Origin of the sequence: Streptomyces catenulae (genome assembly GCF_000718015.1) — a bacterium.
Classification (GTDB): Bacteria; Actinomycetota; Actinomycetes; order Streptomycetales; family Streptomycetaceae; genus Streptomyces; species Streptomyces catenulae.
Genome location: NZ_JODY01000001.1, coordinates 306,263 through 328,025, shown reverse-complemented (window position 1 = coordinate 328,025; position 21,763 = coordinate 306,263). Strand labels below are relative to the sequence as shown.

Below are 21,763 nucleotides of genomic sequence, written 5' to 3'. Positions count from 1 at the left end.
ATGAGCAACAGCCCGTCCTCCGGAGCCTCCGGCAAGGACGCGCGCCCTGCGGCCTGCGAGCAGTGCGGTACGCCGCACGAGGCGGGACAGCCGTTCTGCGACACCTGCGGCGCCGTCCTGCGCTGGACGCCCGGCGGCACCCGCCCGGCCGCCTCCGCGCCCCGCCCGTCCGGCCCCTCGTCCGACCCGGACGACGACACCGCCGACGTACCGCCCGCCACGGGCCGCCCGGCCGCACCGGACGGCGGGTCCGACACCGCGGGCACCGGTGGGGAACGGATCTCCGGGACGTCCGGAACATCAGGGACGTCCGGGATCTCGGGCACCGGCGGTACGGCCGGGTCCGGCGGGTCCGTCGGGCCCGGCGCCGGGTTCGGGACCGGTGCGGCGGAGGGCCCCGGTCCGGCGGTCGCGTCCGGGACCGCCGGTTCGACCGGTTCCTCCGGGACCGCCGGTTCCTCCAATCCGGCCGAGGACGAGCGGGCCCGGGCCCGGGCGCTGCTGGTGCCGGTCGAGGATCCGCAGGGTGAGCCGGAGCGGCCGTCCGTGGCGCCCGTGCTGCCGGGCCAGCCGGTCGCGGCGCGGCCGCAGGTCCGGGCGCCGGGCGAGTACCGGACCGTGGACGGCGTGGCCTGCCCGTGGTGCGGTACGCCCAACCGCCCGGACCGGCACTTCTGCTGCCGCTGTGCGATGCGGATGGCGTCGTCGCCGCAGGGCCCGGCCCGACTGCCGTGGTGGCGGCGGCTGTTCGACCGCCGCAACCGGGAGCAGCCGTGGGCCGGGGACCGGCCGCGGCTGCGCCGGCAGCTCGGCCGGATCCTGCGCTGGCTGCTGACGGCCGCGGCGCTCGGCCTCGTCGTGTTCGGGCTGTTCCACGTCGACGAGGGTGTCCAGGCGGTCAAGGACCACTTCGCGAAGCGGGCGCTGGTGAGCCCGGAGGCGTCCACCGCGTCCCGGTCGTTCGCCAAGCACGGTCCTGAGCAGGCGTTCGACCCGTTCAGCAACACCTGGTGGGGGCCCGGCATCTCGCCGGGGACGGGGAACTGGCTGGAGGCGCGGTTCTCGGACCCGGTGCGGCTGCTGGACATCGGCATCACACCGGGTGAGTCGTCGCACGCCGAGGCGCTCGACAAGTCGGCGCAGCCGCACCGGATCACGGCGCAGATCACCATGGACAACGGGCACACCGAGACCAGGGTCATCAACCTCGACCAGGGCAGCGGTTTCCAGCACCAGTCGTTCCGCTACGGCGATGTGGTGAAGGTGCGGCTGACCGTGGACTCGGCGTACGGGACGGGGCCGGACAAGCAGGTGGCGATCGCCGCGGTCGAGTTCTTCGGACCGTCGCAGAGCCAGAGCTGACGGCGGTGGCGCAAGGGCCTGTCCGGGAGCGGGCGGGCCCTTTGCGCCGACCCGGGGCCGGGCCCGCGCACTCCGCCCCCACCCTCTCTACAGTGTTGTAGATTTTGGGTTTCCGCAGCCGGGCGGGCGCGCCCGCGGCACGCCCGTCGTCCGGTGGGCAACCGCCCGGCTCACCGTCACGACAGAGGAATCTGATGTCCGTAAATCTGAGCAAGGGCCAGAAGATCAGCCTGAGCAAGTCCGACGGCGGGGCGCTCACCCTCGTGCGGATGGGCCTGGGCTGGCAGGCCGCGGGCCGCAAGGGGTTCTGGGCCAAGCTCACCGCCAAGGAGATCGACCTGGACGCCTCCGCGGTGCTCTTCGCCGGGCAGCAGCCCGTCGACGTCGTCTTCTTCCAGCATCTGATCAGTGACGACGGTTCGGTCCGGCACACCGGCGACAACCGCGTGGGCGGCGCCGGTCAGGGCGGCGACGACGAGTCGATCCTGGTGGACCTCGGCAAGGTCCCCGGCAACGTCGACCAGATCGTCTTCACCGTCAACTCCTTCACCGGGCAGACGTTCCAGGAGGTCCAGAACGCCTTCTGCCGTCTGGTCGACGAGACCACCGGTCAGGAGCTGGCGCGCTACACCCTCGACGGCGGCGGCGCGCACACCGCGCAGATCATGGCCAAGGTGTACCGCTCGGACCAGGGCTGGCAGATGGCCGCCCTCGGCACCCCGGCGAACGGCCGCACCTTCCAGGACCTGATGCCGTCCATCGCCGCGCACCTGTGATCCGTACGCCGCACCCGGTACGCCGGGTGCGGCGCGGTCACACCGCTCAGAGCGCCCCGGCGATCGCCGCGCCCAGGAACGCGGCGCCGAGCCCGGCGACCAGCTGCGCGACGACGTTGGCCGCCGCGAGGAACCGCGCACCGTCCTCGGCCAGCCGCAGCGTCTCGTAGGAGAAGGTCGAGTACGTCGACAGCGCCCCGCACAGCCCGGTGCCCAGGGTCAGCTGTACCTGGGAGGGGACCGCGCCGGAGGCGGCGGCGCCGGTGATCAGGCCGAGGATCACACACGCCGAGATGTTGACGGTGAAGGTGCCCCAGGGGAACACCGAGTCGTGACGGGCCTGGACGGCGCGGTCGGTGAGGTAGCGCAACGGGGCGCCGACCGCGGCACCGGCGATGACGAGCAGCCAGTTCACCGGCGCACCTCGTTCCGTGTGTAGCGGAGCGTCTCGCAGACGTCCAGGGTGACCAGCGCGTCGCCCACCACCTCGTCGAGCTGCGGCAGGAAGCCGCGGATGCGCTCCTCGGTGTCGATGAGGACGACGGCGACCGGCAGGTCCTCGCTGAGCGACAGCAGTCGGCTGGTGTGGATGACGGACGAGGCGCCGAAGCCCTCGATGCCGTGGAAGACGGAGGCACCGGCGAGCCCGGCGGCGCGGGCGCGGTGGACGATCTCGACGAAGACCGGCTTGTGGTGCCAGGTGTCGTGCTCCCCGACGTAGACGGTCGCCCGCAGCGCGGATCCGGTGAACCTCACTTCTGCCTCCCTACGACGAGACGGCGGGTGACCGTCGCCGCGAGGGTCACGGACACCAGTGCCGTCACGACGGTCAGCGCCAGATAGGCGAGCCCGGTACGGGCCCGGCCGTCGGTGATCAGGCGTTGGATCTCCACGGCGTAGGTGGAGAAGGTGGTGAAGCCGCCGAGCACGCCGGTGCCGAAGAAGGGCCGCACCAGGCGGTGGGCGGCCCAGACCTCGCTGATCAGCACCATGAAGACGCCGATGACGGCGCAGCCGAGGGAGTTGACCGCGAGCGTGGTCCAGGGGAAGCCGCCGCTCGGGGTGGGCCAGAGCAGCGAGGCGCCGTAGCGGGCGCAGGCGCCGAGGACGCCGCCGAGGGAGACCACGGCGACCACGGCGCCCTGGCCGTTCAGCGGGGTACGGCGCCGCGCGGGCGGGCGGACGCCGACATCGGGGTCAACGGGGTCGTCACACACCGGTTCCTGGGCCTTCACCATCTGTCTCTCCTACTCGCGGCGCCCGTCGCCGGGCGCACGTCGTCGCAAGTAGGGACCGTTGGCGGCGTCTGCCGCGGTTGGGTACGGCGGGCCCCACCGCCGTGCGGCGCCCGGAGGCGCCACGTGGCTCCCACGGTACCTCCGGGGCGCGGGCCACCTGTACCCGGGACTGGCCGAAAAGCGTCCACAGGGGCGAGGCGGGCATCCGTCCCGCGGGCGGAGCGCGCCAGGGGGCGGGAGCCCGGTGGGCGCAAGGTGTACGGGCGGCGCGGCGGCCGTCCGGAGCGATCCGGACCGGCCGGTTCCCGCGCCTGGTCAGCGGCGTTCCGGTGGCCGCTTCCGGGCACCGGCGGGCGTTCACGACGGATTCCACGGGCGGTGGAACGGGCCCGGCCGCGGCCCGCCCCGCGGTCCGGGCCGCGGCTGCCGCACCACCGCGCCGGGGCCCGCCGCCCGGCCGCCGCACCGCCCCGGCCGCCCCGGGCAACTCCCGCCGGAGCCCGGACCGGACCCACGGGCGACGCCACCGATTCCGTTCCGACGTCTCCCACATGACACCAATACCTCCCCATCACCCCCTCCACACAACGGATTTCGTCGTCCTGCGAATTTCATAGGAAACCTTGACGCGCCCCGGGGACGGGGGTTTCATTCGGTCACCGAAACGGCGACCGCGCCTTGGCCGCGCTCCTCGGGTCGCACCGCTTCGTGGCACCACCTCTTCGGCACGCACCTCGGCCGCTCGCACGATGGGACACGGATGACCACTACGCCCGCCACACCCGTTGCCTCCGCGACCCCCGCGGCGGACCCGCATCCGGCGCCGACGTCCGGAGCGGATACGGACGCCGCGACCGGCGGAGCACCCAAGCTCAACCGCTCGATCGGCGTGGTGGGCGGCACCCTGCTCACCCTCTCCTGCCTGACCCCGGCGTCCTCGCTCTTCGTGATCGTGCCGGACTCCTTCGCGACGCTGGGCACCGGCACCGCGCTCACCATCGCCATCGCCGCCGTGCTCTGTATCGGCGTCGCGTTCACCTACTCCGAGTTGGGCACGCTGATCCCCAGCTCCGGCGGTGAGTACGCGATGGTCGGCACGTTGATGGGGCGGCTGGCCGGGTGGCTGGTCTTCGTGCTGTCGCTGATCGTCGTCATGATCGTGCCGCCGATCATCGCGCTGGGCACCGCCGACTACCTGGCGCCGCTCGCCCACCTCGATCCGCAGTGGACCGCCGCGGGCGTGATGCTCCTCGCCACCGCCATGGGCCTGCTCGATCTGCGGGCCAACGCCTGGATCACCGGCATCTTCCTGGTCCTGGAGGTGGTGGCCGCCGGGGTCGTCGCCTTCCTCGGCTTCAGCCACACCAGCCGCTCCGCCGCCGTCCTGGTCCACCCGGTGATCGCCACGCCCGACGGGCACAGCACCGCGCTGACCGCGGGCCTGGTGGTGACCGGACTGGCCACCGCGCTCTTCATCCTCCAGGGCTTCTCGACGGCGGTGTACCTCGCCGAGGAGATGGAGAACCCGCGGCGCAACGTCTCCCGTACGGTCCTGTGGACGCTGGGCATCGGCGCGGCGGTGGTCCTCGTACCGGTCGTGGCGATCACGCTGGGCGCACCGGATCTGGCCACGCTGACCTCGGGCGATGTCGCGGGCATGGTGGAGTCCTGGAGCAATTCGGCGGTCGGTACGTTCGTCAGCCTCTGCATCGCGCTGGCGATCATCAACGCGGCGATCGTGATGGTGATCCAGAACTCCCGGGTGGTCTTCGCCTCGGCGCGCGACGCGGCCTGGCCGACCGGCGTCAACCGGGCCCTGTCCCACCTCGGGCGGCGCTTCGGCTCCCCCTGGGCGGCGACGCTGGCGGTGGGCGTGCCCGGGGCGGCCCTGTGCTTCGTCGACCTGGACATGCTGAGCGAGGTCACCGGCGTCGCCGTCGCGGCGATGTACGTCTTCGTGGCGCTGGGCGCGCTGGTCGCCCGGCGGGGCGCGCACCGGCACCGCGCGGCCTGGCGGATGCCGCTGTGGCCGGCGATCCCGGCGCTGCTGGTACTGGTCCTGGTGTGGGTGCTGTGGCAGCAGAGCGCCGGGAGCCTGGCGATCACCGGCGCGATCGTCGCGGCGGCGGCCCTGTACTGGGCCTGCTATCTGCGGCCGCGCCAGGACAGCCACTGGGTGATCTCGGTGCCGGAGGAGGAGTCCGGGGAAGGCGCCTGAGCGGCGGTGCCGGGTGGCCGGACGGCTCCGGCGGCGGTCACCGCCGCGGGCCCGCCGGTCCCCGGCTCACCGCCATTCGCCCTGGGCCACCTCGATGTGGGCGTGCAGCGTGTCGGCGGCGCTCAGCTCCGCCGCGCCCGTGGTGACCAGGCAGAGCAGCAGTCCGGCGGCGACCGCGCGGCGCAGCCGGGGCGCCGGACGGGCGGCCACCTCCCGGCCGAGCAGCGCCGCCACCCGGCGCGGCACCGGCCCGGCGGTGGCCGCCAGGACCGTACGGGGCCGGGGCGCGGGGCCGCCCGCGAGCGCCGCCCGGCCGACCGCGCGGGCGGTCAGCGTCCGGTCGCCGACGGCGTCCGCCGCGGCCTCGTCGGCGATCCGCTCCAGCGCGTACCCGAGCGGCGCGCGGAGGCCGCGCAGCGCCGGATGGCAGCGGGCGGCGAGGTCCACGGCGGCGAGCGGCAGATGGTGACGGCCGCGCAGATGGGCGCGTTCATGGGCGAAGAGCGCCGTGCGTTCGGCCGGTGCCAGGGCGCGCAGCATCGCGGTGGTCACCACGATCCGGCCGGGCCGTCCGGGCAGCGCGAAGGCGTCCGGCCGCTCGTCGGGCACCACGGCCAGCTCGCCGCGGAACGCCCCGGCCCGTGTACGGGCCTCGCGCAGGTCGGCGCGGTGGGCGCGGAGCCGGACCGTCACCGCGGCGGCGCTCGCGCCCAGCAGGGCGGCGGCCACCGCCGAGACGCCGACGGTCAGCGCGGGCGGCCCGTCGGCGAGCGGGGTGAGCAGTTCACCGGCGGCGGCCACCCACGGCAGATACGACGCGCCGGGGACCATCAGCAGCGCCAGCGCCGCCGCGGTGCAGAGCGCGAGCCCCACCGCGACGCAGACCAGCAGGGCGGCGGCGCGGCGCGGGGCGAGGGCGTCGGCCAGCCGCCGGGCCGCCGGGACGGCGAGGAACGGCGCGAGCAGCGGCACCCACACCAGGGACATCACGGGCGGTCCCCGGCGGGCCCCTCGTCGAGCAGCGAGCGGAGCAGTTGCTCGTCCTCGTCGGAGAGCTGGGAGACGAACCGGGCGAGCACGGCACCGCGGTCCTCGTCCTTCGCCAGCTCCGAGTGCATCCGGCGGGCGGTCAGCCCGGGGGCGTCCTGGGCGGGCGCGTAGGCGTAGCCGCGGCCGGAGCGGGCGCGGACGAGGGTGCCCTTGCCGTGGAGGCGGGTGAGGATCGTGGTGACCGTGGTGCGTGCCAGCGACGCGCCGAGCGCCTGCTGGACCTGACCGGGGGTGAGCGGAGCGTCCGCCGCCCACAACACGGCGAGCACCCCGGATTCCAGCTCACCGGCGAGCCGCCGCTCCTTGTCCGCACCGCTCATCGTGTCTCCTCCGTACCGCTCATGGCGTCCAGCCTCGCACATCGTCGTCTACAGTGACGTAGTCGGTCTACTGCTGTGTAGACGCCCCTGCCGTCCGGTCCGGGCCTCCCTCCGGGGCGGGCGGTGCGACCCGGCCCCCGCGCGAGGCGCCCGACGGCGCCCGCCCCTCCCCCGCTCACAAGGAGCTGCCGTGACCCTTCCGCTCGCCGCCGGCGGAGCCTCCCTGGACGGGGGGCTCTACCTCTGGGTGACCGATCTCGCCGCACACGCCCCGGCACCGTGGAACACCGCGGTGTCGGTGTGGACGGACTTCGGGCTCGGTGCGTTCGTCCTCTGTCTGGCCGTCGCGTGGTGGCGGGCGCGCTCCGGCGGGGACGCGGTCCGGATGGCGCGGGTGCTGGCGGTACCGGTGGTGATCGTCGCCGGGTATCTCGTCAACGACGTGGTCAAGGCGGTCTTCGACGAGCGGCGGCCGTGCCAGGTGCTGCACACCGTCACCGTCCAGGCGTGCCCGCCGCCGGGCGACTGGTCGTTCCCCAGCAACCACGCCGCCATCGCCGGAGCCGCCGCCGTGGCGCTCCTGCTGGCGGACCGGCGCATCGGCGCGCTCGCCGCGGTGCTGGCGCTGCTGATGGCCGCGTCCCGGGTGTGGGTGGGCGCGCACTATCCGCACGACGTGGCGGCCGGACTGCTCGTCGGCGCGGCCGTGGCCTGCGCGGTGTCCGTCCCGGCGGGCCGCGCGGCGCCGCTGGTGGAGCGGTTGGGCACCACCCGGCTGCGGCCGTTGGTGGCCACGGCGTAACAGAGGGCGGGCGCGGGGCCGCTCACTCCCCCGCGGCCAGCGCCCGCCCCCGGGCCGCCGTGACCAGTGCGACGGCCTGTTCCCGGGTGCGGCCCGGTACCGCGTTCCAGTCGCCGATCAGCGCCTGCCAGCCGCGGTGGCGCAGTTCGCCGAGGATGTGGGCGGCGGCGCGCTCCGCGGCGTCCTCGGAGCCGACGCCGAGCGCCACCGCGCCGAGGAGCGCCCCGCAGACGCACCGGCGCCCGCGGCGGTCGCGCAGCCGGTGCGGGCGCTGCTGCCAGCCCCAGGTCCGCAGGATCTCGGCGGTGACGGCGAGTTGGGTGCTCGGCCGGTGGGAGAGGTCCGGGCGGCGGCGGTGCGCCCAGTCGGGCAGCGCCCGGGCGAACCGGCCGGGCAGCCGCACCTCCACATCCGGACGGGTCCCGTACCGGGGCACCGCGCGCAGCGCCTCGGCGACCAGTTCGTCGACGGTCGCACGGATCAGCCGCCGGGCCGCCGGATCGGCGGGCGCGGTCCGCGCCCAGCCCGCGGCGATCCCCTCCCACGCGGCCCGCTCCCGGTGATCCGGGCGAACGGGGCCCCGCCGTACGGTCTCCGGCCCGGCGCACGGGCCCGGCCCGGTGTCCACCAGGCGGGCGGCGGCCCGGTCGAGGGCGGTGACGGTCAGCTCCGGGACGGGCATGGGGTCCCCTTCGCGGTGCGGCGGGATCGACACCGCGACCACCGCGGCACACCGGAGACCTTATGTCCCTATTTGCGGTTTTTCTTCTTACGGGTGTGCCGCGCCCGGACGGCGCGGCGCCCGGGGCCGCTCAGCCGAGGCCGCCCGCGGTCGGCGGCCAGGCGCGGAACCGCTTCGGGCGCGGCGGCGCGTAGGTGCGGACCTTGGAGGTCTTCAGGCCGAGGCGGACGAGGGATTCGGCGACCGTCACCGCCGCCGCGACGCCGTCCACCACGGGCACACCGGTCCGCTCGACGACGCGCTCCCCCAGCCCGGACATGCCGCCGCAGCCCAGACAGATCACCTCGGCGCGGTCCCGCTCGACCGCGCGCGCCGCCTCCTCGACGATCGCCTCGACCGCGGCCGCCGGATCGCGCTCCAGATCGAGCACGGCCAGACCGCTGGCCCGGACCGAGGCACAGCGGGCGGCGAGCCCGGCGAGGGTGAGCCGGTCCTCGATCAGCGGGACGGCCCGGTCGAGCGTGGTGACGACGGAGTAGCTGCGCCCCAGGAACTGCGCCGTGGCAGCGGCCGCCTCGGTGATGTCGACGACCGGGACGTCCAGCAACTCCTGGAGCCCCTCCCGGCCGTGCTCGCCGTAGCCCGCCTGGATCACCGCGTCGTACGGCTCGCGGTGGGCGCGGACGGCCTCCATGACGGCGACGGCCGCGAGATGGCTCTCGTAGTTGCCCTCGACGGACTCGGCGCCGAACGCCGGGGTGAGCGGCACGATCTCGGTGCCCGGCGCGGCGACGGCCGCCGCCTGCTCGCCGATGCTCCGCGTCATCGATTCGGTGGTGTTGACGTTGACGACCAGCAGCCGCATGAGGGGGATCCCGTTTCGCTAGAGGTGTTCGGTGGAGCGGGGTGCGCGCCTAGGCGCTGGGTACGGCGATCTCCTCGCCGTCCACGTCCTCGTACGGACGGCGCACCCGGCCGGGCACGGCCACGTAGAGCACCGCGGCGAGCACCGCGCCGAGGAACCACGAGAAGCCGGAGACGGCGGAGAAGTACGGGACGAGCGCGACGACGACGGCGACGGCGGCCGAGGGGACGAGTGCGGCGACGGCGCGCGGGTTGACGCCCGAGCGGTAGGCGTAACTCGCCCGCGGATCCTCGGTGTAGAGGTGCGGGACGTGCACACGGGTCCGGCGGATCAGCCAGTAGTCGGCCATCACGATGCCGAAGACCGGGCCGAGCAGCGCCCCGAGCCCGCCGAGGAAGTACTCGACGACGACCGGGCTGTCGTAGAGGTTCCACGGCAGGATCACCAGGCCGATGACGGCGCTGACGAGGGCCGCGCGGCGGAAGTCGAGCCGCTGCGGGAAGAGGTTGACCAGGGCGTAGACGGGGGCGACGAAGTTGGCCATGAGGTTGACCGCGACGGTCAGCACGATGAGCGCCAGCGAGGCCAGGACCAGCAGGAAGGTGTGGGGGATGGTCCGCACGATGTCGTCGGAACCGGCGATGATCCGCCCGTTGATCCTGAACTGGGCGCCGCTGAGCACGACCACGATGCCCGCGAAGAACATCATGTTGACCGGGATGCCGACGAGGTTGCCCAGCAGGATCGAGCGGTTCGACTTCGCGGAGCGGGTGAAGTCGCAGAAGTTGAGGACGAAGGTGCCGTAGATGACCACCCACAGCGCCGCCGCCTCCAGGATGTGCAGCCAGCGCTCCGCCCCGGTGAACGGGTGGCCCGCGTCCATCGCCAGCGACCAGTCCGCCTTGGCGAACATCCACACCGCCAGCGCCGCCATCGTCACCAGTACGGCCGGTGCGGCCACCGCGATGTACTTGCGGATGACGTCCATGCCGTAACTGACGATCAGTACCTGGACGAGCCAGAGCGTAAGGAAGGAGACCCAGCCGAGCGCCGACAGTCCGAGCAGCGAGTGCTGCTGCCAGGAGCGGAGTCCGGGCGCCACCGCCACCAGCAGGGCGGAGAGCACGGACGAGGCGAGATAGGTCTGGATGCCGAACCAGGCGATGGCCACGCCGCCGCGGACGACCGCCGGGAGCTTGGCGCCCCGGATCCCGAACGCGATACGGCTCATCACCGGGAACGGCACGCCCGTCTTCGCCCCCATGTAGCCGGAGAGGCTCAGCAGTCCGAAGAGGAAGACGGAGGCGAGGACGAAGGCGGCGAGGATGTCCCAGACGCCCATCCCGAGAGCGAAGAGGCCGATCGCGAAGGCGTAATTGCCCAGGCTGTGCACGTCGTTGGCCCAGAGCGTGAAGACGTTGTACCCGCTCCAGCTGCGGCCCGCCTTCCTGGTGGGGGCGAGATCGGGGTTGTAGAGCCGGGGACTGGTGTCGGTGCCCGCGGTGTCCGCCTCCGAACCGGCGAGCGGCGTCCCCTCCGTGCGCGATGCGCCCTGCATTGCGGTCACACCAGCCGCCTTTCCCGAAAATATTCCGGTATACAGAAATCAAATTCCGCTGAGGTGACGGGGACGCTACGGGCGGCTTCGCGCGGCGGTCAAGAGGCGTGCAGCAGAAAAACGCAGGTGGGGTGCGTCACAGAAATCCGACCGCGGAAGCACCGCACCGCGGTCGGCGCACCTTCGATGGGATACCAAACACCAGATCCCGCCCCACGCCCAGCAGATGAGGCCGATGTCACGGCCGTCCGGGTGGCGCGGAGGGGCGCCCACCGGCCACCCCTCCGCGCCACCTGGCCGAAGTGCGCCGGTCAGCGCCTTGCCACCCCCGCGGACCAGGCATACTTCAGTCATTGCGCAATCCGGTAACCGTAGGATCGCGGACGCCGAAGGACGCCGTACGGCACGGCAGTTGTGGAGGAAGAGATGACGGTGGCCCTGACCAAGGGCGGCAATGTGTCGCTCAGCAAACAGGCCCCCGGCCTGACCGCCGTACGGGTGGGGCTGGGTTGGCGGACCGAAGGCACCGGCTGCGACCCGGACGCGAGCGCGCTGCTCTGCGACGGCTCCGGGAAGGTGCTGTCCGAGGCGCACTTCGTCTTCTTCAACAACCTCCGCAGCCCCGAGGGCGCGGTGACGCTCGCCGCCCCGCCGCATGACGGCAGCGGCGACGACGCCCGGATCGACATCGACTTCGGCGCCGTCCCCGCCGCCGTCACCAAGATCGTCTTCCCGGTCTCGCTCTACGAGGCGGAGGAACGCGGCCAGAGCTTCGCGCAGGTCGCCGCCGCCCACATCCAGGTGACCGCCACGGACGGCACCCCGCTCGCCCGCTACGACCTGCACGGCGCGGGCGGCGCCGAGACCGCCATGGTCTTCGGCGAGCTGTACCGCCACGGCGCGGAGTGGAAGTTCCGTGCCGTCGGCCAGGGTTACGCCTCCGGGCTCGCCGGGATCGCCCAGGACTACGGCGTCGACGTCCTGCGCCCCGAACCGGCCGCCCCGGCGCCCATCGCGGCACCGGCGCCGCCCGCGCCCGCGATGCCGCCGACGCCCCCGCTCCCGCCGGAGCCCGCCGCCTTCCCGCCGTCCGGTCACGCCACCGTGCCGGACCCCGCCGCCCACCCCGCACCGATCGGAGCCACCGACATGACCTGCTTCTTCGACCCCTCGCACGGCCCCGGCACGACGCCCGTCATGTGGTCGCCGCAGTGGGGCGTCCCGCGTCAGATCACCTCGTGCCCCGGCTGCGCCCAGCGCGTCCAGACCACCCCGCCGCCGTACTACACCGCCCCGCAGCAGGGGTACGCGCAGGCCGGGTACCCGCAGCAGCCCGCCCAGCCGGGCTACCCGCAGGCGGCGCCCGCGCAGCAGGGGTACCCGCAGCCCGAACAGCCGCAGCAGGGCCGCCGGTTCGGCACCGGCGCGCTCATCGGCGCCGGTGCGGCCGGTCTGGTCGGCGGCGCGCTGCTCAACGAGGCGTTCGACGACGACGAGCCCGATGTGATCGTCAACAACTACTACGAGGACTGACCTCGCCGGGAGCGGCCGGACGGCACCGAAGTGCCGGGCCCCCGCTCCCCGTTGACTCCGCTGCGGCGCCCGGCCACCACCCCCGGCCGGGCGCCGTCGCGCGCTCCCGCGCCGCCGCCCGCGACCCCGGCGGCCGGGTGCCGGGCGCCCGCGTAGGATCCCGCATGTCAAAGGTCAAGGATCTGCCGGGCGGACGGTGGACGTGCGGCGATCGGGGTGTCATCGATGAGGCTCTGCTTCCTGGTGGAGGAGGAGTACCGCCACGACGGGATGCCCCGGGAGGTGATCGCCCAACTCGGCGCCTGGGGCCACACGGTGGACATCGTCCGGCCCGGCCGCTCGCTGCTGCCGCTGTCCTCCGCCCTCACCGCCGGGGACCACGACGCCTGGGTGCTGAAAACCGTCTCCGGCGGCCCGGGTCTCACCCTGCTGGAGGCCGCCGCACACACCGGTCTGACGACCGTCAACGATGTGCGGGCCATCCGCGGCGTCCGCGACAAGGCGCTCGCCGCGGTCATCGCCCGCACCCACGGGCTGCCCGTCCCGGTGACGTACGCGGCCGCCCGCGCCGAGGAGTTCGCGCGGATACCCGAGGCGGAGTTCCCGCTCGTGGTCAAGCCCGCCGACGGCAGCTCCGGGCGCGCCGTCCGGCTGGTCCGCGACCCGGGCGAGCTGACCGCCACGGACCAGGCACCCGCCACCGGGCTGCTGATCGCCCAGCCGTACGTCCCCAACTCCGGTACCGATCTCAAGGTCTACAGCGTCGCCGGGGAGCTGTTCGCCACCGAGCGCCGCTCCCCGCTCCACCCCGGGCGCGCGGTCCGCGAGCGGTGCGTCCCGCTCTCCGCCGAGGTCGCCCGCATCACCGCCGAGACGGGCGCCGCCTTCGGGCTCGACCTCTACGGCATCGACGTCCTGTTCGGGCCCGACGGTCCGGTGGTCGTCGACATCAACGACTTCCCGAGCTTCCGTCAGGTCCCGGACGCCGTCGCCCGGGTGTCCGCCGCCGTGCTCCGCCTCGCCCGGCGCGGTCCCGGCGCCCTGACCGCTGCGCCGCTCCCCCTCCCGGTCACCGTTCCGGCGCAGCCCGTGGTGCGCTGACGCCCCGGCCACGCCGGGCCGGGGCACCGCCTTGAGCTGCGGAATTGCGAAAGTTCGCAATTGATTAGATGCTGTGGTGATGACCTTTGCATCAGGGCCCGGCCACCGGGAGGAGCGGTGATCGCGGGGCTGGAATCGCTGCGGCAGCGTCACGTCCTCACCCTGCCCACCGTCCCGGCGGCGGTCCGGGTGGCGCGGGAGACCGCCGAGCAGGTCCTGGCGGAGTGGCACATCGGCGCGCACCACCCGACCGTCGGCCCGGCGCTGCTGATCCTCGCCGAGCTGGTCACCAACAGCGTCCGGCACGCCGCACCGCTCTCCACCCAGCTGACCGTCGTCTACGCGGCCCGCCGGGACCGGCTGGTCGTCGCGGTCCACGACCGGCACCCGTACCTGCCGACGCTGTACGGCGCCACGGTCGGCAGCGAGGACGGCGGGCTGGCCACCGTCATGGAACTCACCCTCGGTCTGGGCGGTACCGCCGGGGTGCTCCCGGACGCGGACGGCGAGGGGAAGACCGTCCGAGTCTGTCTGCCCCTGTGAGCCGGTCCGCGAGCCGCCGGGCGCCCGCCCCGGGCCGCCTCCGGTGACCGGCGGAGTTGATAATCTTGGCGATCGCCGAGGTCACCACGTCGGCCTCAGGTGGCTCCGGATCCCGCGCGTCGGCCGCCCCGTCACCGCGCGGGAGGAGGAAACCGATGTCGTCGACGAGCGGATGGACGCGGTACGCCGCGGAGGGCCCGACCGGGCGCTCCCGCCGCGCCGGAGAAGTGGGGGCGCGATGAGCACGCCGCTGTACCAACTCAAGGCCGAGTTCTTCAAGACGCTGGGGCACCCGGCGCGGATCCGTGTCCTGGAGCTGCTGAGCCAGCGGGAGCACGCGGTGGCGGAGCTGCTGCCCGAGGTCGGTCTGGAACCGGCGCATCTGTCGCAGCAGCTCGCGGTCCTGCGGCGGGCGAAGCTGGTCACCACCCGTAAAGAGGGCTCGACCGTCCACTACTCGCTGGCCAACCCGCAGGTGGCGGAGTTGCTCAAGGTCGCCAGGACGATCCTCACGGGTGTCCTCGCCGGACAGGCCGAACTCCTCGCCGACCTGCGGGCCACCACGGACGACACCCCGGCGCCGTAGCCGCGCGGGGCCGAGGGTGCGCACGGGACGGGGCACACCGGGTGCCACAATGCCTCCATGAGCACCAACGTATTTTTCGACATCACCATCAACGACAAGCCTGAGGGCCGCATCGTCTTCAAGCTGTACGACGACGTCGTGCCGAAGACCGCCGCCAACTTCCGTGAGCTCGCCACCGGCCAGCACGGCTTCGGCTACGCCGGTTCCGGCTTCCACCGCGTCATCCCGCAGTTCATGCTCCAGGGCGGTGACTTCACCAACCACAACGGCACCGGCGGCAAGAGCATCTACGGCGAGAAGTTCGCCGATGAGAACTTCCAGCTCAAGCACGACCGGCCGTTCCTGCTGTCGATGGCGAACGCCGGCCGCAACACCAACGGCTCGCAGTTCTTCATCACCACCGTCGTCACCTCCTGGCTCGACGGCAAGCACGTCGTCTTCGGCGAGGTCGTCGAGGGCCAGGACCTGGTGACCAAGATCGAGGCCCTCGGCTCGCAGAGCGGTGCCCCCAAGGCCAAGGTCACCATCGACAAGTCCGGCGTCGTCGGCGAGTGACACCCGCACCACCGACGGGGCCCCGGCTCCGTCGGCCGAGCGCGCCACCGGCACCCCGCCGGGCGGCGCGCTCGGCCGTTTCCGGGGCGCGGAACACGTCAATCTGCGACCGGATCCCGTCACCGGTCTTTGCGGATGCGTGCGTTGCAGCGGGCGGCGCCACGGGCGTCGAGGACACCGAGGACGGCGCGTAGCCGGGGCGCGGGCGGCTGGTCGTCGGCGGCGACCTCGGCGCCGGTCACCGTCGCCGGGGCGTCGCCGCGCGGCAGTGCGCGGGCGACGGCGGCCATCAGACGGCCGGTGGTCACCGGCGCCACCCCGCCCGCCACGGCGCCGAGCCGGGCGGCCGGGGTGAGGACGATCCGCGGGCGGCGGCGCCGGATCCCGGTGACGATCCGGTCGGCGGCCCGTTCGGCGTCCATGGAGAGCAGCGGCAGCCCGGCCAGCGCCGAGAACCAGGCGTACTCCCGCCGCCGGTCACCGCCGAAGTACGCCCGCAGCGGCGCACCGGTGCGTACCGGACCCGGGTGGACGGCGGTGACGGTGACGCCGTGCGCCGCCTCCTCGGCGCGCAGCCCCGCCGCGAGGGCGCCGACGGCCGACCGGGCGCAGGCGTACGGCACCAGATGCGGTACGGGCACCGGCGCGCCCACCGACCCGATCAGCCCGAGGCGGCCGCCGACCGGGCTGCGCCGCAGGTGGGGCAGGGCGGCGAGGGAGGTGTGCAGGGCACCGGTGAAGACCGCGTCCAGCGCCCGGCGGAAGCCGTCGGGGCCGAGCGCCTCCGCCGGGCCGACCTGGAGGAGGCCCGCGGCGGCGACGGTGATGTCGATGCCGCCCTCGTCCTCGGCGATCTCCGCGAACCGGTCGCGGACCGCCGCCGCGTCCCGTACGTCGCAGACGGCGCCGCGCACCGGGCCCCCGGCGCCCCGTCCGGCGAACCGGACCGCCCGGTCGAGGTCGGCGGCGTCCGGGACGAGCAGCACCACCCGGCAGCCGTACCGGGCGAAGCGGCGGCCGAGGAGGAGGCCCAGACCGCGGGAGCCGCCGGTGACGACGGTGGTGAGGCCGCCGATGTCCGGTGCGGCGGTGAGCGCGTCGCGGACTCTGGTCATGGCGCACCTTCCGGCCCGGGGCGCCGCGGACGCGGGCGGCGGGCGGGGTGGGAGCGGGGATTTCCGCGTCAACGGTACGTCGGCGGGGGGCCCGGCGCGCGGTGGGCGGGGGTGTGCGGAGGCGGGCCCGGTGCGGGCCGTTCACGGGAGCGGCCCCCGCGGGATGGCGGTCGGGGCGGGGAGCGGACAGCATGTCCCGGGGGCTCCGGTGCCCGCCGCAGGCGCGCGGCCCGGCGCCCGTCAGCCGCCCGTTCCCGTCCACCGGCCCGACCGTGAGGTGTGCCCATGTCGAAGCCTCCGCTGCCCGAGGCAGCCACCGCCATGCTGGCGAAGGCCAACCCCGCCGTCATCGCGACCCTGCGGCCGGACGGTCAGCCCGTCTCCACGGCCACCTGGTACCTCTGGGACAACGGCCGCGTCATGGTCAACATGGACGAGGGCCGCAGGCGGCTGACGCATGTCCGCGACGATCCGCGGGTGACGCTCACCGTGCTCGACGAGGGCGACTGGTACACCCATCTCAGCCTCGTCGGCCGCGTCACCGAGCTGCGGCCGGACGGGGAGCTGACGGACATCGACCGGCTGGCCCACCACTACCTCGGCACCCCGTACCCGCGGCGGGACCGGGCCCGGGTGACCGCCTGGATCGAGATCGACCGGTGGCACGGCTGGGGCGCCCACAAGGACAGCGCGCAGGCCGGTTGACCGGACCGGGGCCCGCGCCGTGGCGGGCCCCGGTCGCACCCGCGCGGGTCAGGACGGGCCCTCCACGGCCGCCTGCGGGGCGCCGGAGCGTTCCCGGATGGCCGCCACGATGGCGGAGAAGTCCCGGTCCGCTCCCCCGGCGGCGCCGAACTCCTCGTACAGCCGGGCCGCCTGGAGGCCGAGGCGGGCGTCGACCCCTCCGGCGCGAGCGGCGTTGGCGGCCAGCCCCAGGTCCTTCGCCATGAGGGGGGCGGCGAAGCCGGGGCGGTAGTCGCGGTTGGCGGGGCTCGTCGGGACGGGGCCGGGGACCGGGCAGTTGGTGGTCAGCGCCCAGCACTGGCCGGATGCGGCGGCGGCGACGTCGTAGAGCGCCTGGTGGGACAGGCCCAGGCTCTCGCCGAGGACGAACGCCTCGCTGACCGCGATCATCGAGATGCCGAGGATCATGTTGTTGCAGATCTTCGCGGCCTGTCCGGCGCCCGCGTCGCCGCAGTGGACCACCTTCTTCCCCATGGCGGCGAGGAGCGGTTCGGCCTCGGCGAACTCGGCCGCGCCGCCGCCCGCCATGAAGGTGAGGGTGGCCGCCTCGGCGCCCACCACCCCGCCGGAGACGGGTGCGTCCAGCGCCCGGTGGCCCGCGTCGGTGGCCGCCCGGTGGGCGAGGCGGGCGTCGGCCACGTCGATGGTGGAGCAGTCGACGAAGAGGGTGCCCGGCGCGGCGGCGGCGAGCAGGCCCTCGTCCCGGTAGAGCGCGAGGACGTGGCGGCCCATGGGGAGCATGGTGACGACCACGTCGGCCCCGGCCGCGGCCTGCGGCGCCGAGGCGGCGGGGGTGACGCCCGCGGCAGCCGCCTCGGCGAGGGAGGCGGCGTCGAGGTCGTAGCCGAGCACCTGGTGACCTGCGCGGACGAGGTTGGCGGCCATGGGGCCGCCCATGTGACCGAGTCCGATGAAGGCGATGTTCACCACGGGACCTCCTGGGGTGCGGCGTCGGTGACCAGGCGCAGCGGCCGGTCGGCGGGCGGGGCGAAAAAGCGCGCCACGTCGGCGTCGGTCACCTCGGCGAGGGTGGCGGGCGACCAGCGGGGCGTGCGGTCCTTGTCGATCACCTGGGCGCGGATGCCCTCGGCCAGGTCGGGGGCGGTGAGCGTGGCGCAGGAGACGCGGTACTCCTGCTCCAGCACCGCCTCCAGCGGGCCGAGGCCGGGTGCCTTCCGCAGGGCGGCGAGGGTGACCTTCAGCGAGGTGGGCGAGGCGGCGAGGAGCGTGGTGGCGGCCTCCTTCGCGGCGGGCCGACCGCTGCCGAGGAGCCGGTCCACGATCTCCTCGACCGTGTCCGCCGCGAAGGCGTGGTCGATCCACTCGCGCCGGGAGTCGAGGCTGCCGGGCGGTGCCTCGCCGACGAAGGCCGGGAGGACGTCGTGGACCTCGCGGTCGGCCAGCGCGGCGAGGAGGCCCGGCAGCCGGTCGGAGGGGACGAAGTGGTCGGCCAGACCGCAGCGCAGCGCGTCCCCGGCGCCGACCGGCTGCCCGGTCAGCGCGAGGTAGGTGCCCAGTTCGCCGGGGGCGAGCGCCAGGAGGTAGGTGCCGCCGACGTCGGGGACGAAGCCGATGCCGGTCTCCGGCATGGCGATCCGGGTCCGTTCGGTGACGATGCGGACGGTGCCGTGCGCGGAGACGCCGACGCCGCCGCCCATCACGATGCCGTCCATGAGCGCCACATACGGCTTGGGGTAGCGGGCGATCCGCGCGTTGAGGCGGTACTCGTCGCGCCAGAAGGCGGCCGAGGCGCTGCCGCCGCCCGCGCGGATGTCGTCGTGGATGGCGCGGATGTCGCCGCCCGCGCAGAGTCCGCGCTCCCCCGCGCCGGTGAGTACCACGGTCCGTACGGCCGGGTCGTGCTCCCAGGCGTCGAGCGTCTCGGAGATCCGGTGGACCATGGGGTGGGTGAGGGCGTTGAGGGCCCGGGGGCGGTTGAGGGTGAGGCGGCCGGTGCGGCCCGTCACCTCGGTGAGGACCGGGTCGTCGGATGCGGTCATCGGGCGACCTCCGTCAGGCCGCGGGCCACGATGAGCCGCATGATCTCGTTGGTCCCTTCCAGGATCTGGTGGACCCGGAGGTCCCGGACGATCTTCTCGATGCCGTACTCGCTGAGATAGCCGTAGCCGCCGTGGAGTTGCAGGGCCCGGTCGGCGACGGTGTAGCCGGTGTCGGTGGCGAACCGCTTGGCCATCGCGCACAACTGCGGCGCCTGCGGGTCGCCGCCGTCCAGCGCCTCGGCCGCCTGCCGCACCAGGGCGCGGGCGGCGGCGAGTTCGGTCGCCATGTCGGCGAGGCGGAAGCGGAGCGCCTGGGCGTCGAGCAGCGGGGCGCCGAACGCCTCCCGGTCGGCGAGGTAGGCCAGGCTGCGGTGGAGGGCGCTGCGGCCACCGCCGAGCGAGCAGGCGGCAATGCCGAGGCGCCCGCCGTTGAGGCCCGCCATGGCGATGCGGAAGCCGTCGCCCTCGGCGCCGAGCATCCGGTCGGCGGGGATACGGACGCCGTCGAGCACCACCTGCCGGGTGGGCTGCGCGTTCCACCCCATCTTCTGCTCGTTGGGCCCGAACGACAGGCCCGGGTCGTCGCGTTCGACGACGAAGGCGGAGACGCCGCCCGGCCCCTCGCCGCCGGTGCGGGCCATCACGAGGTACACCTGGGAGGCACCGGCGCCGGAGATGAACTGTTTGACGCCGGTGAGGACGTAGTCGTCGCCGTCGCGGACGGCGCGGGTGCGCAGGGCGGCGGCGTCGGAGCCGGCGCCCGGTTCGGTCAGGCAGTAGCTGCCGAGTGCGTCCATGGCGCAGAGGTCCGGCAGCCAGCGGGCGCGCTGGGGCTCGTCGCCGTAGTGGTCGATCATCCAGGCGACCATGTTGTGGATGGAGAGGTATCCGGCGATGGAGGGGCAGCCGGTGGCCAGGACCTCGAAGATGACGACGCCGTCGGCGCGGCTCAGCCCGGAGCCGCCGGACTCCTCGCGTACGTAGATGCCGCCGAGGCCCAGTCCGGCGGCCTTGCGCAGGACGTCGACGGGGAAGTGCTTGTCGCGGTCCCAGGCGACGGCGTGCGGGGTGAGGTGTTCCTCGGTGAAGTCGAGGGTGACCTCGGCGAGGGCGAGTTGGTCCTTGGTGAGGGTGGTGGTCATCGCCCTCATCCCATCGTCGGCAGGGTGAAGGTCGCGCCCTCCTTGACCCCGGAGGGCCAGCGCGAGGTGACGGTCTTGGTGCGGGTGTAGAAGCGGATGGCGTCGGGCCCGTGCTGGTTGAGGTCGCCGAAGCCGGACCGCTTCCAGCCGCCGAAGGTGTGGTACGCGACGGGCACCGGGATCGGGACGTTGACGCCGACCATGCCGGTGTCGACGCGGCGGGTGAAGTCGCGGGCGGTGTCGCCGTCCCGGGTGAAGAGGGAGACGCCGTTGCCGTACGGGTGCTCGCTGGGCAGCCGCAGCGCCTCCTCGTAGTCGGCGGCGCGCACCACGCTGAGGACCGGGCCGAAGATCTCCTCGCGGTAGATCCGCATGGCGGGGCTGACCCGGTCGAAGAGGGAGGCACCGGCGAAGAAGCCGTTCTCGTGGCCGGGGAGGGTGAAGCCGCGGCCGTCGACGACGAGTTCGGCGCCCTCGTTGACGCCGATGTCGACGTAGCGGCGCACCCGGTCGACGGCGTCGCGGCCGACCATCGGGCCGAAGTCGGCGTCCGGGTCGTCGGAGGTGCCGATGCGCAGGGTGCCCATGCGCTCCTTGAGGCGGGCGACGAGGCGGTCGGCGGTCTCCTCGCCCACCGGGACGGCGACGGAGACGGCCATGCAGCGCTCGCCCGCGGAGCCGAACCCGGCGCCGATCAGCGCCTCGACGGCCTGGTCGAGGTCGGCGTCGGGCATCACGATGAGGTGGTTCTTGGCACCGCCGAAGCACTGGGCGCGCTTGCCGTGGCGGGCGGCGGTGGCGTAGACGTCGGCGGCGATCGGGGTGGAGCCGACGAAGCCGATGGCCTGGACGCGGGGGTCGGCGAGGAGGGTGTCGGCCGCCTCCTTGCCGCCGTTGACGACGTTCAGCACGCCGGGCGGCAGACCGGCCTCCAGGAAGAGTTCGGCGAGCCGCAACGGGACGGACGGGTCGCGTTCGGAGGGCTTGAGGATGAAGGCGTTGCCGCAGGCCAGGGCGGGTGCGGCCTTCCAGAGCGGGATCATGGCGGGGAAGTTGAACGGGGTGATCCCGGCGACGACGCCGAGCGGGCGGCGCAGCGAGTGCACATCGATGCCGCGCCCGGCGTTGTCGGTGAACTCGCCCTTGAGCAGATGCGGGATCCCGGCGGCGAACTCCACGACCTCCAGGCCGCGTTGGAGGTCGCCGTGGGCGTCCTCGACGGTCTTGCCGTGTTCGGAGGAGAGCAGCCGGGCGAGCTGGTCCCGCTCGCCCTCGACGAGTTGGAGGAATTTCAGCAGCACCCGGGCGCGGCGCTGCGGATTCCACTCGGCCCACTCCGGCTGGGCCGCGGCGGCGTCGGCGATCGCCCGCTCGGTGTCGGCCCGCCCGGCGAGCGGGACGCGGGCCTGGACCTGCCCGGTGTTGGGGTCATGGACGTCGGCGAAGAGCCCCGAGGTGCCGGGGGCGGGGGCGCCGCCGATGAAGTGCGTCAGTTCACGGACCATGAGATGCCTGCTCTCGTCAGGTGCGATCCGGGGAGGGCGCGGCAGGCCGGGGGCGCACCCGGTGGGGT

The 21,763-nt window shown here is 74.1% G+C and carries 23 protein-coding genes; 10 read left to right on the top strand and 13 right to left on the bottom strand.

The genetic code is table 11. The annotated features are described in order from the left end of the window. Positions 1-1,362, top strand: a complete 1,362-nt coding sequence (locus tag IF23_RS0101425) for an NADase-type glycan-binding domain-containing protein (protein ID WP_037676978.1) — start codon at positions 1-3, stop codon at positions 1,360-1,362. Positions 1,363-1,556: 194 nt separating this feature from the next. Beyond that, positions 1,557-2,138 carry a TerD family protein gene (locus tag IF23_RS0101420; RefSeq protein WP_030278838.1) on the top strand — a complete coding sequence of 194 codons (582 nt, stop codon included), beginning with the start codon at positions 1,557-1,559 and terminating at the stop codon, positions 2,136-2,138. Positions 2,139-2,184: 46 nt separating this feature from the next. On the opposite strand, the gene crcB (IF23_RS0101415) is transcribed toward IF23_RS0101420, so the two are convergent. Genes crcB (IF23_RS0101415) through crcB (IF23_RS0101405) form a run of 3 tightly spaced genes read right to left on the bottom strand, consistent with a single transcriptional unit; the run spans position 2,185 to position 3,376 of the window. Then, the gene (crcB, locus tag IF23_RS0101415; RefSeq protein WP_030278836.1) at positions 2,185-2,553 is read right to left on the bottom strand and encodes a fluoride efflux transporter CrcB; all 369 of its coding nucleotides are present in this window, start codon (positions 2,551-2,553) and stop codon (positions 2,185-2,187) included. Further along, the gene (locus IF23_RS0101410; protein ID WP_030278834.1) at positions 2,550-2,894 is read right to left on the bottom strand and encodes a DUF190 domain-containing protein; all 345 of its coding nucleotides are present in this window, start codon (positions 2,892-2,894) and stop codon (positions 2,550-2,552) included. The genes crcB (IF23_RS0101415) and IF23_RS0101410 overlap by 4 nt, the downstream gene beginning before the upstream one ends. Continuing rightward, positions 2,891-3,376, bottom strand: coding sequence for a fluoride efflux transporter CrcB (gene crcB, locus IF23_RS0101405; protein ID WP_030278832.1), 486 nt, complete (start codon positions 3,374-3,376; stop codon positions 2,891-2,893). Before crcB (IF23_RS0101405) ends, IF23_RS0101410 begins: the two co-directional genes overlap by 4 nt. A gap of 760 nt (positions 3,377-4,136) precedes the next feature. Between crcB (IF23_RS0101405) and IF23_RS0101400 the strand changes: the two genes are divergently transcribed. Then, complete coding sequence (locus tag IF23_RS0101400) at positions 4,137-5,594, top strand: APC family permease (protein WP_078653715.1); 1,458 nt, start codon at positions 4,137-4,139, stop codon at positions 5,592-5,594. Between the two features lie 66 nt (positions 5,595-5,660). On the opposite strand, the gene IF23_RS0101395 is transcribed toward IF23_RS0101400, so the two are convergent. Both IF23_RS0101395 and IF23_RS0101390 read right to left on the bottom strand, forming a co-directional pair. Further along, the gene (locus tag IF23_RS0101395) at positions 5,661-6,581 is read right to left on the bottom strand and encodes a M56 family metallopeptidase (protein WP_030278828.1); all 921 of its coding nucleotides are present in this window, start codon (positions 6,579-6,581) and stop codon (positions 5,661-5,663) included. After that, on the bottom strand, positions 6,581-6,964 hold the full coding sequence (locus IF23_RS0101390; protein WP_030278826.1) for a BlaI/MecI/CopY family transcriptional regulator: 384 nt from the start codon (positions 6,962-6,964) through the stop codon (positions 6,581-6,583). Before IF23_RS0101390 ends, IF23_RS0101395 begins: the two co-directional genes overlap by 1 nt. Before the next feature lie 190 nt (positions 6,965-7,154). Between IF23_RS0101390 and IF23_RS0101385 the strand changes: the two genes are divergently transcribed. Continuing rightward, entirely contained in the window at positions 7,155-7,766 is a 612-nt protein-coding gene (locus tag IF23_RS0101385) for a phosphatase PAP2 family protein (RefSeq protein WP_030278824.1), read from the top strand. A gap of 22 nt (positions 7,767-7,788) precedes the next feature. Here the strand turns inward: IF23_RS0101385 and IF23_RS0101380 are convergent, their stop codons facing one another. The 3 genes from IF23_RS0101380 to IF23_RS0101370 form a co-directional block, all read right to left on the bottom strand. Next, on the bottom strand, positions 7,789-8,448 hold the full coding sequence (locus IF23_RS0101380) for a DUF6197 family protein (protein WP_030278822.1): 660 nt from the start codon (positions 8,446-8,448) through the stop codon (positions 7,789-7,791). A 130-nt stretch (positions 8,449-8,578) separates the two neighbouring features. Beyond that, positions 8,579-9,313, bottom strand: a complete 735-nt coding sequence (locus tag IF23_RS0101375) for an aspartate/glutamate racemase family protein (RefSeq protein WP_030278820.1) — start codon at positions 9,311-9,313, stop codon at positions 8,579-8,581. A 49-nt stretch (positions 9,314-9,362) separates the two neighbouring features. Continuing rightward, on the bottom strand, positions 9,363-10,871 hold the full coding sequence (locus IF23_RS0101370) for an NCS1 family nucleobase:cation symporter-1 (protein WP_051739071.1): 1,509 nt from the start codon (positions 10,869-10,871) through the stop codon (positions 9,363-9,365). Between the two features lie 426 nt (positions 10,872-11,297). Here IF23_RS0101370 and IF23_RS35315 point away from each other — a divergent pair, with 426 nt between their 5' ends. From IF23_RS35315 to IF23_RS0101345, 5 genes are all read left to right on the top strand, one after another. After that, a complete protein-coding gene (locus IF23_RS35315) occupies positions 11,298-12,404 on the top strand; it encodes a TerD family protein (protein WP_030278817.1) in 1,107 nt (368 codons plus the stop codon). Between the two features lie 225 nt (positions 12,405-12,629). Next, positions 12,630-13,505, top strand: a complete 876-nt coding sequence (locus IF23_RS0101360) for an ATP-grasp domain-containing protein (protein ID WP_037676974.1) — start codon at positions 12,630-12,632, stop codon at positions 13,503-13,505. Positions 13,506-13,622: 117 nt separating this feature from the next. Beyond that, complete coding sequence (locus IF23_RS0101355) at positions 13,623-14,048, top strand: ATP-binding protein (RefSeq protein WP_051739070.1); 426 nt, start codon at positions 13,623-13,625, stop codon at positions 14,046-14,048. 238 nt (positions 14,049-14,286) lie between these two features. Then, positions 14,287-14,634: an ArsR/SmtB family transcription factor gene (locus IF23_RS0101350; RefSeq protein ID WP_030278814.1), complete on the top strand. Its 348-nt coding sequence runs from the start codon at positions 14,287-14,289 to the stop codon at positions 14,632-14,634. A gap of 57 nt (positions 14,635-14,691) precedes the next feature. Next, positions 14,692-15,189, top strand: a complete 498-nt coding sequence (locus IF23_RS0101345) for a peptidylprolyl isomerase (protein ID WP_030278813.1) — start codon at positions 14,692-14,694, stop codon at positions 15,187-15,189. 119 nt (positions 15,190-15,308) lie between these two features. On the opposite strand, the gene IF23_RS0101340 is transcribed toward IF23_RS0101345, so the two are convergent. Further along, complete coding sequence (locus tag IF23_RS0101340) at positions 15,309-16,304, bottom strand: SDR family NAD(P)-dependent oxidoreductase (protein WP_030278812.1); 996 nt, start codon at positions 16,302-16,304, stop codon at positions 15,309-15,311. A gap of 285 nt (positions 16,305-16,589) precedes the next feature. Between IF23_RS0101340 and IF23_RS0101335 the strand changes: the two genes are divergently transcribed. Beyond that, positions 16,590-17,009: a PPOX class F420-dependent oxidoreductase gene (locus IF23_RS0101335; protein WP_030278810.1), complete on the top strand. Its 420-nt coding sequence runs from the start codon at positions 16,590-16,592 to the stop codon at positions 17,007-17,009. Positions 17,010-17,057: 48 nt separating this feature from the next. Here IF23_RS0101335 and mmsB read toward each other — a convergent pair whose 3' ends face one another. The 4 genes from mmsB to IF23_RS0101315 are packed head-to-tail and all read right to left on the bottom strand — an operon-like array spanning position 17,058 to position 21,695. Then, positions 17,058-17,978 (bottom strand): 3-hydroxyisobutyrate dehydrogenase, encoded by a 921-nt coding sequence (gene mmsB, locus IF23_RS0101330; protein ID WP_037676972.1) that lies wholly within the window; start codon positions 17,976-17,978, stop codon positions 17,058-17,060. Then, positions 17,972-19,048 carry an enoyl-CoA hydratase/isomerase family protein gene (locus IF23_RS0101325; protein WP_030278806.1) on the bottom strand — a complete coding sequence of 359 codons (1,077 nt, stop codon included), beginning with the start codon at positions 19,046-19,048 and terminating at the stop codon, positions 17,972-17,974. The genes mmsB and IF23_RS0101325 overlap by 7 nt, the downstream gene beginning before the upstream one ends. Continuing rightward, a complete protein-coding gene (locus tag IF23_RS0101320; protein WP_425423781.1) occupies positions 19,045-20,199 on the bottom strand; it encodes an acyl-CoA dehydrogenase family protein in 1,155 nt (384 codons plus the stop codon). The genes IF23_RS0101325 and IF23_RS0101320 overlap by 4 nt, the downstream gene beginning before the upstream one ends. Further along, positions 20,196-21,695: a CoA-acylating methylmalonate-semialdehyde dehydrogenase gene (locus IF23_RS0101315; protein ID WP_030278802.1), complete on the bottom strand. Its 1,500-nt coding sequence runs from the start codon at positions 21,693-21,695 to the stop codon at positions 20,196-20,198. Before IF23_RS0101315 ends, IF23_RS0101320 begins: the two co-directional genes overlap by 4 nt. Positions 21,696-21,763 lie beyond the last annotated feature (68 nt).

What these genes read in the sequence shown, in the direction of transcription:
- IF23_RS0101395 (WP_030278828.1), bottom strand. Translation starts at nt 6,581, where the DNA reads ATGTCCCTGGTGTGGGTGCCGCTGCTCGCGCCGTTCCTCGCCGTCCCG.
- crcB (WP_030278832.1), bottom strand. Translation starts at nt 3,376, where the DNA reads ATGGTGAAGGCCCAGGAACCGGTGTGTGACGACCCCGTTGACCCCGAT.
- IF23_RS0101420 (WP_030278838.1), top strand. Translation starts at nt 1,557, where the DNA reads ATGTCCGTAAATCTGAGCAAGGGCCAGAAGATCAGCCTGAGCAAGTCC.
- IF23_RS0101375 (WP_030278820.1), bottom strand. Translation starts at nt 9,313, where the DNA reads ATGCGGCTGCTGGTCGTCAACGTCAACACCACCGAATCGATGACGCGG.
- IF23_RS0101360 (WP_037676974.1), top strand. Translation starts at nt 12,630, where the DNA reads ATGAGGCTCTGCTTCCTGGTGGAGGAGGAGTACCGCCACGACGGGATG.
- IF23_RS0101345 (WP_030278813.1), top strand. Translation starts at nt 14,692, where the DNA reads ATGAGCACCAACGTATTTTTCGACATCACCATCAACGACAAGCCTGAG.
- IF23_RS0101400 (WP_078653715.1), top strand. Translation starts at nt 4,137, where the DNA reads ATGACCACTACGCCCGCCACACCCGTTGCCTCCGCGACCCCCGCGGCG.
- IF23_RS0101340 (WP_030278812.1), bottom strand. Translation starts at nt 16,304, where the DNA reads ATGACCAGAGTCCGCGACGCGCTCACCGCCGCACCGGACATCGGCGGC.
- IF23_RS0101335 (WP_030278810.1), top strand. Translation starts at nt 16,590, where the DNA reads ATGTCGAAGCCTCCGCTGCCCGAGGCAGCCACCGCCATGCTGGCGAAG.
- IF23_RS0101370 (WP_051739071.1), bottom strand. Translation starts at nt 10,871, where the DNA reads ATGCAGGGCGCATCGCGCACGGAGGGGACGCCGCTCGCCGGTTCGGAG.
- IF23_RS0101390 (WP_030278826.1), bottom strand. Translation starts at nt 6,964, where the DNA reads ATGAGCGGTGCGGACAAGGAGCGGCGGCTCGCCGGTGAGCTGGAATCC.
- IF23_RS0101320 (WP_425423781.1), bottom strand. Translation starts at nt 20,199, where the DNA reads ATGAGGGCGATGACCACCACCCTCACCAAGGACCAACTCGCCCTCGCC.
- IF23_RS0101425 (WP_037676978.1), top strand. Translation starts at nt 1, where the DNA reads ATGAGCAACAGCCCGTCCTCCGGAGCCTCCGGCAAGGACGCGCGCCCT.
- IF23_RS0101350 (WP_030278814.1), top strand. Translation starts at nt 14,287, where the DNA reads ATGAGCACGCCGCTGTACCAACTCAAGGCCGAGTTCTTCAAGACGCTG.
- IF23_RS0101380 (WP_030278822.1), bottom strand. Translation starts at nt 8,448, where the DNA reads ATGCCCGTCCCGGAGCTGACCGTCACCGCCCTCGACCGGGCCGCCGCC.
- IF23_RS35315 (WP_030278817.1), top strand. Translation starts at nt 11,298, where the DNA reads ATGACGGTGGCCCTGACCAAGGGCGGCAATGTGTCGCTCAGCAAACAG.
- IF23_RS0101325 (WP_030278806.1), bottom strand. Translation starts at nt 19,048, where the DNA reads ATGACCGCATCCGACGACCCGGTCCTCACCGAGGTGACGGGCCGCACC.
- IF23_RS0101315 (WP_030278802.1), bottom strand. Translation starts at nt 21,695, where the DNA reads ATGGTCCGTGAACTGACGCACTTCATCGGCGGCGCCCCCGCCCCCGGC.